The following is a 12482-nucleotide window of genomic DNA, read 5'->3' as shown; positions in this document are numbered from 1 at the left end:
ATAACTGTATTGGTCGTGCATAACGGTGTTGTACTACTGTTATGGTCCAGTTGGCGGAGACGGACGAAATGACCAATCTGTTGCTTTATCAGCGTATTGCACACCAGCTCGCCGACGATATCCGGCGAGGCGTCTATCGCCCGGGTGAGCGGGTGCCCTCAGTGCGCAAAATGAGCATGCAGCTGAACGTCAGCCACGCGACGGTCCTGCAGGCCTATGCCAATCTGGAAGACCAGGGCATGATCCGCGCCCGTCCGCAATCCGGTTTCTACGTTCATCACACCCCCACACTGACCGCGCCTACACCGGATATCGCTCAGGTCGAACGGCCTACGCTGGTCACCCGCAGCAGCATCATCAATCAGGTGCTCAGTGAATCGCGCCGTGACGGGCTTATACCGCTGGGTGCCGCCGTACCGCACGTAGCCTATCTACCGGCTCGTGCGTTACATCAACAGCTCGCCAAGGTCACTCGTTTCCAGAGTCAGCAGGCGTTCAGCTACATGTTCAGCCCCGGCTACGAGCCGCTGCGCCGGCAGGTGGCGATTCGCATGCGCGACGCGGGCGTGGTCGTCGGACCTGATGACGTGGTGATTACGCACGGCTGCGTCGATGCGCTGCAGATGTCCTTGCGCGTGTTGACCAAGCCCGGCGATTTGATTGCAGCGGAGTCGCCCAGTTACTACGGTTTGCTGCAACTGGCCGATTTGCTCGGGCTCAAGGTGATCGAGATCCCTTGTGATCCGGATACTGGGCTTAGCCTCGAAGCGTTGCAGCTGGCGGCCAGCCAGTGGCCGATCAAGGCGCTGGTACTGACGGCGCGTTTAAGCAATCCGCTCGGTGGCAGTGTTCCCGACGTACGGCAGAAGCAGTTGCTGAAGCTGGCAGCGAATTTCGACATTCAGATTGTCGAAGACGATATCTACGGCGAGTTGTTGTTCGACGTAGGATCGATCCGGGCGCTCAAATCCAATGATACCGAGGGGCGGGTGATTTATTGCTCAAGCTTCTCCAAGACCATTTCACCCGGTGTGCGTATTGGCTGGATCATTCCTGGCCGCTACCGTGAAGAGATTAAGCGTTTGCAGACCTTCAGCACGCATTCGGCCTGCAGCGTTACGCAGATGGGCGTTGCCGCGTATCTGGAAAATGGGGGTTATGACCGCCATTTGCGCTACATCCGCCACGAGTACCGGAAGAACCTCAGCGCTTTCCAATTGGCCGTGCAACGTTACTTCCCGGAAGGCACTCAGATGACTCGACCTACGGGCGGTTTCATCCTCTGGGTCAGTTTACCGGCCCGGGTGAATACCAAGGATCTGCATGTCCAGGCGTTGCAGCGTGGGATCAGCATCGCGCCGGGTCTGATTTTCAGCAACACTGAGCAGTTCAATCACTGTGTGCGGCTCAACTGCGCGCTGCCCTGGACGGCCGAGGCGGAGCGAGCATTGAAGACCTTGGGTGAGCTTGCTGGAGAGCTTTGCCGACAATCGAGCTAATTGATACGAGGAGGACGGGAGATGAGATGGCTGATGCTGGTGGGGCTATCGCTCCTTGGCGCCTGCGACAAGGTTCCGGATGAGCCTGCGCCTCCTGCACCGCCCAAGGTCACTGTTTCGATGCCTGATACTGCTGCGCCGGTAATAGCCGAGCCCAAGCTGGATGCGAGGGATCGCCCGGAGAGTATCGAGATCGAAACCGAGTCGGCTTTGGTAGCGAACCCCGAACCATCACCAGCCGAACCCGCGGCCCCTCCGCCAAAGGTGAAGGGTGCACCCGCCGCTGCGCCAAAGACCAAGCTGGAGAAGGTGGAACTGCCCGAGCCGGATCTCGACCTGAGCCTACCGGAGGATTGGACCGAAAGCCTCGGGCCAGCGGACGAACCGACGTCCCTGAGTTTGCTTCCGCCGCTGTTCGAATCCAGCCAGGACGCTCGCTCGCTGCAGATGAGCGGCGAGCTTTTGCCAGGAATGGCCCAGGACGAAGCCATCATCGATGGGGCGCAGATCAATTTCGAACTCAAGCGTTGAATGTGCTGACGGATTATGGATTCGTCTCGTCGGCCGGACGGGCCTTGCTGAGCAACGCGCTGAGCTCCTTCGCGGGCAGCGGATGGCTCATGTGGAACCCTTGCAGTTCGCTACAACCGTCAGCCAGCAGTAGGTTCAGCTGTTCCAGCGTTTCCACACCTTCAGCGGTAACGCGCATACGCAAACCACGGCCGAGGTCGATCAACGCTTTGACAATGGAATGGTTTTCTACTGAGAGGGACATGCCCGCAATGAAACTGCCGTCGATCTTGATCATGTCGAACGGGTAGTTACGTAGGTTGCTCAGCGATGAGTAGCCAGTGCCGAAGTCATCCATTGCCAGTCGCAGGCCGAGCGATTTCAGCCGATTGAGCACGTCCAGAGTGCTCTCATTTTCCTGCAGCAGCGCGGTTTCGGTAATCTCCAGTTCCAGTCGGTTTGCGGGCAAGCCACTATCACCGAGCGCGCTGAGTATCATCTGGTAGAGATCGCCAATGCGAAGTTGCAGCGGCGATAGATTGACAGACACAACCAGGTCATCACTCCAGTTTGCCGCCTCGAAGCAGGCCTCGCGCAGCACCCATTCGCCCAGTGGCACGATCAGCCCGGTCTCTTCTGCCAGCGGAATGAATTGTTCGGGTAGCAGCAGACCCCGGCTGGGATGGTGCCAGCGCAGCAACGCTTCAGCACCATTGATACGCATGTCTTCGCTCAGATAACGGGGCTGGTAATACGCTTCGAACTGACCTTCGGCAATTGCTTGGCGCAGCTCGTCTTCCTGATTGCGCCGTTCGTGCAGGCGCTTGTCCATCTCAATGCCATAGAAGCACCAAGTGCCACGCCCGTCGGCCTTGGCCTGATACAGGGCAATGTCGGCGCACCGCAGCAGCTCGCTGGCCTGGCTGGCATCGGTAGGCGCCAAGGCAATTCCGACGCTGGCGCCTATGTGGATCTGCTTGTCCTCATAGCTGAATGGCTCGCTGATGGCACCGACAACGCGGGCACATAGCGCCTCGATGTCTTCATTGTGTTGTAGGCGGCTCATCACCATGACGAACTCATCGCCGCCCAGGCGGGCGACCAGATCGTCCCCTCGGATGCACTGTTTTAGACGGTTGGCGACGCCGATAAGGACCTCGTCTCCGGCGCCATGCCCGAGAGTGTCATTCACCGGCTTGAAGCGATCCAGATCGATATAGAGAACGGTCAGCCGCGACGCGGTGGTCAGTGAATTGACTTTGCTCTCGAGGTAATCGCGCAGCCGGTTACGGTTGGGCAAGCCGGTCAAGGCGTCATGCTGAGACAAGTATTGGACACGAGCCTGTGCCTTGGTCTCCTCGGTGACATCGCTGGCAGTGCCACGATATCCCAGCAGTCGGCCGCCATCATGGATCCCCCGGGCAGACAAGCGGCAATACCGCACGCATCCATCCGCGGCGTGATAGCTGCAACGCAGCGGCACGTTGTGTTTACCGCTCAGCCATTCCTGCAGTGCGGCGTGATCCGTTACCAGCAGGTCGATCAGCGGGCGGCCAATCCAGGTCGCAGGCACATGCCCGGTAATTTCCTCGAAGCGGGCAGACAGGTAGGTGAGATGGACGTGCTGATCCGTTTCCCATATCCAGTCGGAAGCAGCTTCCGCCACGTCACGAAAACGCTCTTCGCTGGCCGCCAGTGCGGTGCGGCTGATCACCAGACGCCTGTAGCTGGCGTCCATGATGCGCACGGTTTTGAGGGCCTGGCACAACAGCAGCCAGGCCAGCAGGCTGAGCCCGAGAGTGACTGCACCGAGCACCGGCAACGTGATCCACAGCAGAGATGCACCGGGTTGCGACACGCTCCAGGTAAAACGCACTGGCGAGCCATCGAGCCTGTTGAGTTCGACCTGTGCAGCACCCTCGATATGCTCGTTGCCGCGGTCTACGCGCAGGCCTTCGACGGTGTAGGCTTCTCCGAGGTCAAGCAGCCACTCGGGGTCCATCAGGTCAACGAAGACCAATACCGAGGCAGGGCCGGGTTGCTCTTCGATATCGCTGCCGCCGGTGGTCATCACTGCAGCAGTCGCCATGGCCGGATGGCCTTCGGCGGTGAGTATGCCAGCGGACGTCTCGTCATCCTCAAGGGCTATCCGCGCATCGATCAGCAGCGTTTTTAGCCCGTTCTTGAGCCATTGCTGCGCATCGACCTGAAGGAGTTCCCCGCGAATGACTGAGTAGGTGGTTTTCCCGTCCGGATCGATCACGAAAACGGCGTCGTAGCCAAAATCCTGGTACAGCGAAGGCCCCAGGTTTTCCTGTTCGTATGCCCAGTTCAGGTTCACCCGACTGCTCAGATTGGCATAGGCATCACCCCAGAACGCGTTATCCGCCACGTGGCGACTCATGCCGCGTTGGTGCGCTTCAAACGCCTTGCCCGTCAGGAAGCGCTCCCGCACAAGCGCATCACTGTCAATAGTGCTGGCGATTTGGATAACCGCAACCGCAGCCGCCAAAAGCGCGGCCGCCAATAGGCAGGCAATGCCGGGCAGGGTGCGACGAGCGAAGGCGCTTTTAGCGTTGGGGTCGAGATTATCGGTGAGGGAGCGAGATGCTGACATTCAATCATCCTGTTGAGAGGATGAATGATCGCCTGAATCATGGCTAAAGGCCATCGGCGGCCGCTGATTGCAGCACTTTATAGACGCGCGGTTCATGGGCGCCAAGCCGAGTGGACGCGGTGCCAAGCCAAGGCTGAGTTCAGCGATCCCGAGCGTCTTGGGCGTCTGCCTCGGCATTACGCTGAGCGATGCGCTGTTTTTGCTCCTCGGTCAGCGGAATCTTGCGGGCCCCTGCGCGCAACATCAGCAAGCCGCCGATGATTGTTCCGATTACGAGAGCCAGTAAAAGCCAGATATACCAAGGCATGTGAGTTCTCCAGTAGCTTGATCGGTATGTACACCACCTTACGCCCGGCTGCAGCGTTAGGCCACCCGAGGCAGAGTGTGGCCTTGTGGGCGTCTGAGCAGCTCCGCCGGTTACCGGTTTTTCTGCGACAATACGCGCCGAATTTTGCCGAGGACGTGCCATGCCCTGCCAGACTCCGATCATCGTTGCGCTCGATTTCCCCTCCCGTGATGCTGCGCTGGCATTGGCCGGCCAACTGGACCCGGCTCTGTGTCGCGTCAAGGTGGGCAAGGAACTGTTCACCCGTTGCGGCCCACCGGTGGTGGAAGCTTTGCAGGCCAAAGGCTTCGAGGTGTTTCTCGACTTGAAATTCCACGACATCCCCAACACCACGGCGATGGCCGTCAAGGCGGCAGCAGAGCTGGGCGTGTGGATGGTCAACGTGCATTGCTCCGGCGGCCTGCGGATGATGACTGCTTGCCGGGAAGCGCTGGATAAGCTGAGCGGGCAGAAACCGCTGCTGATCGGCGTTACGGTGTTGACCAGCATGGAGCAGGCAGACCTTGCTGACATCGGCCTGGATCTGCCACCGCAGCAGCAAGTATTGCGTCTTGCAGGGCTGGCGGAGAAGGCGGGGCTGGATGGGTTGGTCTGTTCGGCCCAGGAGGCGCAACCATTGAAGGCGCAGTTCGCCGGGTTGCAGCTGGTGACGCCGGGCATTCGTCCCGCCGGCAGCGCAGCGGATGATCAGCGGCGCATTCTCACCCCTGCGCAGGCGATTACAGCAGGTTCGGATTATCTAGTGATCGGCCGTCCGATCGCCCAGGCCGCCGATCCAGCTCAGGCGTTGGCAGCAGTCGTTGCAGAACTGGCGTGATCGACTAGCCGGCCGCCATCGCGGCGACCGGCGATTTAGCGCGCTCAGCTGACCTTGAGCACCAGCTTGCCGAAGTTGCCGCCGGTGAACAGCTTCATCAATGTATCGGGGAAAGTCTCCAGGCCCTCGACGACATCTTCCTTGCTCTTCAGCTCGCCGCTCTGCATCCAGCCAGCCATGTCTTTCATGGCTTCTGGATAACGTGAGACATAATCCATCACTACCATGCCTTGCATACGCCCGCGGTTGACCAGCAACGACAGGTAGTTGGCCGGGCCTTTGACTGCCTCCTTGTTGTTGTACTGGCTGATAGCACCGCAGATGACGATGCGCGCGCCAACGGCAATGCGCGTCAGCACTGCATCAAGGATGTCGCCGCCCACGTTGTCGAAGTACACGTCAACGCCTTTCGGGCATTCGCGCTTCAGGCCTGCTGCCACATCCTCGCTCTTGTAATCGATGGCGGCGTCGAATCCGAGCTCCTCGGTGAGGAAGCGGCACTTGTCGGCGCCACCGGCGATCCCAACTACGCGACAGCCTTTGATTTTGGCGATCTGGCCCGCGACGCTGCCAACTGCTCCGGCTGCACCGGAAATCACCACCGTTTCGCCGGCTTTCGGCTCACCCACAGACAGCAGGCCGAAATAGGCGGTCATGCCAGTCATGCCTAGTGCAGACAGGTAGCGGGGCAGCGGCGCCTGATTCGGATCAACCTTGTAGAAGCCTTTCGGCTCGCCGAGGAAGTAGTCCTGCACGCCCAGCGCGCCATTGACGTAATCGCCTTCGGCAAACCCTGGATGTTGGGAGGCGATGACCTTTCCCAAGCCGAGGGCACGCATCACCTCGCCAATGCCGACCGGGGGAATGTAGGACTTGGCATCGTTCATCCAGCCTCGCATGGCTGGGTCAAGCGACAGGTATTCGTTCTTGACCAGTATCTGGTTCTGGCCGAGTTCGCCCAGCGGTTTTTCCGCGTACTCGAAGGTTTCGCGGTTAGGCGCGCCGACCGGGCGCTTGGCCAGCAGGAACTGGCGATTGGTCTTGTCCATGGAAACCTCTTGTGTATGCAAACCCTTGGTTTAGCCTCCCTGGAGCAGCACTGCAAGCAAGGCGGGCGTGCTGGAATGCATTGGCATCCGCGTGAGTGATATCGCCATCCCCTGCTTAATCGGAGGGAAGGATGGCGGTATAACCATGACCAGGTTTTGGCTTGCAGTCACATTCGGACTCGGCGCCTTCATTAAATCGATCAGGGTATCTAGCATGAGCATGTCTTTTTCCGGTCAGGTTGCATTGGTTACCGGCGGTGCGGCAGGCATTGGCCGCGCGACAGCATTGGCGTTCGCCGAACAGGGGCTGAAGGTAGTCGTGGCTGATGTGGATGAGCAAGGCGGGGCGGCTTGCGCCGAAGCCATTCGTGAGGCTGGCGGCGAGGCTGTATTCGTGCGCTGTGACGTCACCCGCGACGCGGAGGTCAAGGCGATGGTCGAGCAGGCGGTGGCGACTTATGGTCGCATCGACTACGCCTTCAACAATGCCGGAATCGAAATCGAACAGGGCCGCCTGGCTGAAGGCAGTGAAGCTGAGTTCGACGCCATTATGGGGGTCAACGTCAAAGGCGTCTGGCTGTGCATGAAGCACCAGCTACCGCTAATGCTCGCACAGGGCGGCGGCGCCATCGTTAATACGGCGTCGGTGGCTGGCCTGGGGGCAGCACCGAAGATGAGCATCTATTCGGCGTCCAAGCATGCGGTCATCGGCCTGACCAAGTCGGCAGCCATTGAGTACGCCAAGAAGAAAATCAGGGTGAACGCCGTCTGCCCGGCGGTGATCGATACCGACATGTTTCGTCGTGCTTATGAGGCGGACCCACGCAAGGCAGAGTTTGCCGCTGCCATGCATCCGGTAGGTCGTGTAGGCAAGGTTGAAGAAATTGCCGCTGCAGTGCTCTATCTCTGCAGCGATGGTGCGGCCTTTACCACCGGCCACGCGCTGGCGGTCGACGGTGGTGCCACGGCAATCTGATTCGCTGGGGCGATTCAGGTCGATCCCTTGGGTGCGCTGACGATCAATAGCGTCAGCACACCCGCTACCAACCCCCACAGCGCTGAGCCGATGCCGAATAGGGTCAAGCCCGACGCCGTCACCATGAAGGTAATCAGCGCCGCTTCGCGCTCACGCGGCGTTTGCATGGCCTGGGTCAGGCCGCTCCCGATCGAGCCGAGCAGCGCCAATGCTGCGATGGATAACACCAGGGCAGCCGGGAAGGAGGCGAAGAGGGCGGCTAGGGTGGCGCCGAAAATTCCGGCGATGCCATAGAAGACGCCGCACCAGACGGCTGCGGTATAGCGCCTTGCCGGGTCCGGATGTGCTTCCGGGCCACTGCAGATGGCCATGGTGATCGCGGCCAGATGGATGCCATGAGAGCCAAAGGGTGCCAGCAGCACTGAGGCGATGCCGGTCACCGAGATCAGTGGCGATGCCGGCACCTGGTAGCCCTCAGCGCGAAGCACGGCCAGCCCCGGCATGTTCTGCGAGGCCATGGCGATCACGAATAGCGGAATGCCAATACTGAAGATGGCGGCAAGCGATAGATCCGGTGTAGTCCAGACCGGCGCCGCGACTTTCAGGCTCAGCTCACTGAAGTTCAGCAGACCCATCATTGCCGACAGGCCGCAGCCAATTAGCAGCGCCGAGAGCACCGCATAGCGGGGCTGAAAGCGCTTGGCGAGCAGGTAACTGAAGAACATACCCAGCACCAGCACTGGCTGAACTTCCACGGCGCGAAAAATCTCGCTGCCGATGTTGAACAACACCCCCGCCAGCAAGGCCGCCGCCAGCGAAGCAGGCACCTTGCGCATCAGCCGCTCGAAGCTGCCGGTAAGCCCGCAGAGCGCGATCAACGCTGAGGCGAAGATGAAGGCACCGATCGCTTCGCCGTACGGAACGCCAGGGAGGCTACTAATCAATAGCGCCGCACCGGGCGTCGACCAAGCGATGACAACCGGCGTCCGGTAGCGCAATGACAGTCCAATGCTGCAGATCGCCATGCCGATCGACAGCGCCCATATCCAGGAAGAGATTTGTCCGCCGCTGAGCCCAGCGGCTTGCCCGGCCTGAAACATCAGCACCAGCGAGCTGGTATAGCCGGTGAGCATGGCAATGAAGCCGGCCACGACGGTTGAGGCCGAGCTGTCCTTGATTAGGCGGTGAGGCGGGGCGGCGGTGGCGGTCATCGTCAGCTTTGGGTCCGGATTCAGGGATGGATACGCGGGGGCAAAATCGCTGACGGGCCAGGGCTTGGCCTACTTCAACGCATCGCGCCGGCGATACACGACAGGCTAGGGGGTTGCGCGCTTCGCGTCGCGGTACAGCCAGCAGCGTGATCAGCGTAACAGTGCCCTGACCCTGCTTGGCGCCGTTCGTCTCCCGCGCGGCCGCGGATCGGAATGGTCGTGCGGACACTGGCACCGATGTTGCTATTACTCCTGTGCCTGCTGCGAGGCGTCAAAAAAACCGCAGCTGTTGGAGGAATGATGAGTCAGGGTATTGAATTCAATCGCTTGATGCTGGAAATGCGGGCCATGCAGACCGATGCAATGGCACGCTCCAAGCCCGTGACTGCGGCTCCAGAAGTGGGCGCGGCGAGCTTTTCCGACATGCTCGGCCAAGCCGTCAATAAAGTGAACGAAACCCAGCAGGCGTCCAATCAGTTAGCTACTGCTTTCGAGATGGGCCAGGGTGGCATTGATCTGACCGAAGTCATGATCGCGTCACAGAAAGCCAGTGTTTCCTTTCAGGCCATAACCCAGGTCCGCAACAAGCTGGTCCAGGCGTATCAAGACATCATGCAGATGCCGGTCTAAGGTAGGATTTGAACTATGGCTGACGCGCTAAGCAATGCCCCGGTGCCGGTTGGTTCGGATGCTCCGAAGAAGCCTTTGCTGGGTCTTTCCTTTCTGGAAAACCTGTCTGAAATGTCGATGCTGCGGCAGATCGGCCTGCTGGTCGGTTTGGCGGCGAGCGTTGCTATCGGTTTTGCAGTCGTGCTTTGGTCGCAGCAGCCGGACTACCGGCCATTGCTGGGCAGCCTTGCCGGAATGGATGCCAACCAGGTGATGGAAACCTTGGCGGCCGCCGACATTTCCTACACGGTCGAGCCCAATTCCGGCGCCTTGCTGGTCAAGGCCGATGACCTTGCGCGTGCGCGGTTGAAGCTGGCCAGTGCTGGTATCGCTCCGACCGACAGCAATATCGGTTTTGAAATTCTCGACAAAGAGCAAGGCCTCGGCACGAGCCAGTTCATGGAAGCGACCCGCTATCGCCGTGGTCTTGAAGGCGAGCTGGGTCGCACCATTTCCAGTCTGAATAACGTCAAGGGCGCGCGCGTCCACCTGGCCATTCCGAAGAGCTCGGTATTCGTCCGCGACGAGCGTAAGCCGAGCGCATCGGTACTGGTCGAACTCTATCCGGGCCGCAATCTTGAGCCAAGCCAGGTGATGGCGATCATCAATCTGGTCGCGACCAGCGTGCCTGAGCTGACCAAGTCACAGATCACCGTAGTCGACCAGAAGGGCAACCTGCTATCCGATCAGCAGGAGTTGACCGAGCTGAGCATGGCCGGCAAGCAGTTCGACTACAGCCGTCGTATGGAAAGCCTTTACACCCAGCGGGTGCACAACATCCTGCAGCCGGTGCTGGGCAGCGGCCGCTACAAGGCTGAAGTGTCTGCCGATGTGGATTTCAGTGCAGTCGAATCCACGTCCGAGACCTTCAACCCCGATCAGCCCGCGCTGCGCAGCGAGCAGAGCGTCAGCGAGCAGCGTCAGAGCAGCCTCGGCCCGCAAGGTGTGCCTGGGGCCCTCAGCAATCAACCACCGGGACCCGCTGCTGCGCCCGAGAATGCTGTTGCCGGGCAGGCCGGCGCGGCGGGTGCGATCGCTCCGGGCCAGCCGTTGCTGGATGCCAATGGTCAGCAAGTCATGGACCCCGCGACCGGTCAACCGATGCTGGCGCCGTATCCGGCAGACAAGCGTGAGCAGGCGACCCGCAACTATGAGTTGGATCGGTCGATCAGCTACACCAAGCAGCAACAGGGACGCCTGCGTCGGCTGTCGGTTGCCGTGGTGCTCGACGACCAGATGACCATTGCCGCTGACGGCACCACCACTCGGGTACCGCGTACCGCCGAAGAACTGGCGCGCTTCACCCGGCTGGTACAGGACGCGGTCGGTTTTGATGCAAGCCGTGGTGACAGCGTCAGTGTGATCAATGCGCCGTTCGCCGCTGACTCGCTCGACGAGACCTTTATTGAAAGTCCGTTCTACTCGCAGCCGTGGTTCTGGGACATCGTCAAGCAGGTGCTCGGTGTCCTGTTCATCCTGGTACTGGTGTTCGGCGTGCTGCGGCCCGTGCTGAACAACCTGACCAACGCCGGCAAGAGCAAGGAACTGCAAACAGTGGGCGGTGATGCCGAGCTCGGTGACATGGAAGGCATCGACGGGGCGCTGTCCAATGATCGAGTCAGTTTGAGCGGGCCGCAGAGCATCATGCTGCCAAGCCCGACCGAGGGATACGATGCGCAATTGAATGCCATCAAGAATCTGGTAGCAGAAGATCCGGGCCGGGTGGCTCAGGTCGTCAAAGAGTGGATCAACGCAGATGAGTGATGCTCGAGTTCCGGTCAAGCTGAACAAAATCGACAAGGCGGCGGTCTTGCTGCTTTCGCTGGGCGAGGCCGACGCGGCGCAGGTGCTGCGGCATCTCGGCCCGAAGGAAGTCCAGAAGGTCGGCACGGCAATGGCGCAATTGCGCAACGTGCAGAAGAACCAGATCGAACAGGTGATGGGGGAGTTTGTCGAGATCGTCGGCGACCAGACCAGCCTTGGAGTGGGTTCGGACGGCTATATCCGCAAGATGCTCACGCAGGCCCTCGGTGAGGACAAGGCGGGTGGCCTGATCGACCGCATCCTGCTCGGTGGCAACACCAGCGGCCTGGACAGCCTGAAGTGGATGGAGCCGCGTGCCGTTGCCGATGTGATCCGCTATGAACACCCGCAGATCCAGGCAATTGTGGTGGCCTATCTGGACCCCGATCAGGCTGGCGAGGTGCTCTCTCACTTCGACCACAAGGTGCGGCTGGACATCGTCCTGCGTGTATCGTCGCTCAACACGGTGCAGCCCGCCGCGCTGAAGGAGCTGAACCTGATCCTTGAGAAACAGTTCTCCGGCAACGCCAATACCACGCGAGCAACGCTGGGCGGCGTCAAGCGCGCCGCGGACATCATGAACTACCTCGACAGCTCCGTTGAAGGTCAGCTGATGGACGCCATCCGGGATGTCGACGAGGATCTGTCGTCGCAGATCGAGGACCTGATGTTCGTGTTCGACAATCTTGCCGATGTCGACGACCGGGGCATTCAAGTGCTGCTGCGCGAAGTATCCTCCGATGTGCTGGTATTGGCGCTCAAGGGCGCCGATGAAGCAATCAAGGAGAAGGTCTTCAAGAACATGTCCAAGCGCGCCGGCGAATTGCTGCGTGACGATCTGGAAGCCAAAGGGCCGGTGCGCATCAGCGAAGTCGAAGGCGCCCAGAAGGAAATTCTCACTATCGCTCGCCGCATGGCCGAAGCCGGAGAAATCGTGCTCGGTGGCAAAGGCGGCGAGGAAATGGTCTAGCAAGGCACTGAAACT

General features: G+C 60.3%; 11 protein-coding genes. 7 read left to right on the top strand and 4 right to left on the bottom strand.

Annotated features, from left to right (window positions below):
* Nucleotides 1-68: 68 nt before the first annotated feature.
* Entirely contained in the window at nt 69-1499 is a 1431-nt protein-coding gene (locus ACQKIK_RS12240; protein ID WP_499136124.1) for an aminotransferase-like domain-containing protein, read from the top strand.
* 21 nt (nt 1500-1520) lie between these two features.
* A complete protein-coding gene (locus tag ACQKIK_RS12235) occupies nt 1521-2030 on the top strand; it encodes a hypothetical protein (protein WP_499136123.1) in 510 nt (169 codons plus the stop codon).
* A 13-nt stretch (nt 2031-2043) separates the two neighbouring features.
* Here the strand turns inward: ACQKIK_RS12235 and ACQKIK_RS12230 are convergent, their stop codons facing one another.
* The gene (locus ACQKIK_RS12230; RefSeq protein ID WP_499136122.1) at nt 2044-4626 is read right to left on the bottom strand and encodes a bifunctional diguanylate cyclase/phosphodiesterase; all 2583 of its coding nucleotides are present in this window, start codon (nt 4624-4626) and stop codon (nt 2044-2046) included.
* 139 nt (nt 4627-4765) lie between these two features.
* On the bottom strand, nt 4766-4933 hold the full coding sequence (locus ACQKIK_RS12225; protein WP_019340304.1) for a DUF2897 family protein: 168 nt from the start codon (nt 4931-4933) through the stop codon (nt 4766-4768).
* Nucleotides 4934-5093: 160 nt separating this feature from the next.
* Between ACQKIK_RS12225 and pyrF the strand changes: the two genes are divergently transcribed.
* Nucleotides 5094-5789 (top strand): orotidine-5'-phosphate decarboxylase, encoded by a 696-nt coding sequence (gene pyrF / locus ACQKIK_RS12220; protein ID WP_046162312.1) that lies wholly within the window; start codon nt 5094-5096, stop codon nt 5787-5789.
* Nucleotides 5790-5833: 44 nt separating this feature from the next.
* On the opposite strand, the gene ACQKIK_RS12215 is transcribed toward pyrF, so the two are convergent.
* Nucleotides 5834-6838 (bottom strand): NADP-dependent oxidoreductase, encoded by a 1005-nt coding sequence (locus tag ACQKIK_RS12215; protein WP_499136121.1) that lies wholly within the window; start codon nt 6836-6838, stop codon nt 5834-5836.
* 214 nt (nt 6839-7052) lie between these two features.
* On the opposite strand from ACQKIK_RS12215, the gene ACQKIK_RS12210 reads away from it, so the two are divergent.
* Nucleotides 7053-7814 carry an SDR family oxidoreductase gene (locus tag ACQKIK_RS12210; RefSeq protein ID WP_046162309.1) on the top strand — a complete coding sequence of 254 codons (762 nt, stop codon included), beginning with the start codon at nt 7053-7055 and terminating at the stop codon, nt 7812-7814.
* A 14-nt stretch (nt 7815-7828) separates the two neighbouring features.
* Here the strand turns inward: ACQKIK_RS12210 and ACQKIK_RS12205 are convergent, their stop codons facing one another.
* On the bottom strand, nt 7829-9025 hold the full coding sequence (locus ACQKIK_RS12205; RefSeq protein WP_463308760.1) for a benzoate/H(+) symporter BenE family transporter: 1197 nt from the start codon (nt 9023-9025) through the stop codon (nt 7829-7831).
* A gap of 300 nt (nt 9026-9325) precedes the next feature.
* Here ACQKIK_RS12205 and fliE point away from each other — a divergent pair, with 300 nt between their 5' ends.
* Genes fliE through fliG form a run of 3 tightly spaced genes read left to right on the top strand, consistent with a single transcriptional unit; the run spans nt 9326 to nt 12467 of the window.
* Entirely contained in the window at nt 9326-9655 is a 330-nt protein-coding gene (fliE, locus tag ACQKIK_RS12200) for a flagellar hook-basal body complex protein FliE (protein WP_499136119.1), read from the top strand.
* 15 nt (nt 9656-9670) lie between these two features.
* Nucleotides 9671-11458, top strand: a complete 1788-nt coding sequence (fliF, locus tag ACQKIK_RS12195; protein ID WP_127839686.1) for a flagellar basal-body MS-ring/collar protein FliF — start codon at nt 9671-9673, stop codon at nt 11456-11458.
* Nucleotides 11451-12467, top strand: a complete 1017-nt coding sequence (fliG, locus tag ACQKIK_RS12190; RefSeq protein WP_045425720.1) for a flagellar motor switch protein FliG — start codon at nt 11451-11453, stop codon at nt 12465-12467. The genes fliF and fliG overlap by 8 nt, the downstream gene beginning before the upstream one ends.
* The last annotated feature ends 15 nt before the right edge of the window (nt 12468-12482 follow it).

Origin of the sequence: Pseudomonas sp. NPDC047961, assembly GCF_050272435.1 — a bacterium.
Lineage (GTDB): Bacteria > Pseudomonadota > Gammaproteobacteria > Pseudomonadales > Pseudomonadaceae > Stutzerimonas.
Note: the sequence above shows the minus strand (reverse complement) of the source record. Positions and strands in the feature narration are given on the sequence as shown.

Coding starts and splice junctions, on each gene's coding strand:
- ACQKIK_RS12240 (WP_499136124.1), top strand. CDS start 69: ATGACCAATCTGTTGCTTTATCAGCGTATTGCACACCAGCTCGCCGAC.
- ACQKIK_RS12235 (WP_499136123.1), top strand. CDS start 1,521: ATGAGATGGCTGATGCTGGTGGGGCTATCGCTCCTTGGCGCCTGCGAC.
- ACQKIK_RS12230 (WP_499136122.1), bottom strand. CDS start 4,626: ATGTCAGCATCTCGCTCCCTCACCGATAATCTCGACCCCAACGCTAAA.
- ACQKIK_RS12225 (WP_019340304.1), bottom strand. CDS start 4,933: ATGCCTTGGTATATCTGGCTTTTACTGGCTCTCGTAATCGGAACAATC.
- pyrF (WP_046162312.1), top strand. CDS start 5,094: ATGCCCTGCCAGACTCCGATCATCGTTGCGCTCGATTTCCCCTCCCGT.
- ACQKIK_RS12215 (WP_499136121.1), bottom strand. CDS start 6,838: ATGGACAAGACCAATCGCCAGTTCCTGCTGGCCAAGCGCCCGGTCGGC.
- ACQKIK_RS12210 (WP_046162309.1), top strand. CDS start 7,053: ATGAGCATGTCTTTTTCCGGTCAGGTTGCATTGGTTACCGGCGGTGCG.
- ACQKIK_RS12205 (WP_463308760.1), bottom strand. CDS start 9,025: ATGACCGCCACCGCCGCCCCGCCTCACCGCCTAATCAAGGACAGCTCG.
- fliE (WP_499136119.1), top strand. CDS start 9,326: ATGAGTCAGGGTATTGAATTCAATCGCTTGATGCTGGAAATGCGGGCC.
- fliF (WP_127839686.1), top strand. CDS start 9,671: ATGGCTGACGCGCTAAGCAATGCCCCGGTGCCGGTTGGTTCGGATGCT.
- fliG (WP_045425720.1), top strand. CDS start 11,451: ATGAGTGATGCTCGAGTTCCGGTCAAGCTGAACAAAATCGACAAGGCG.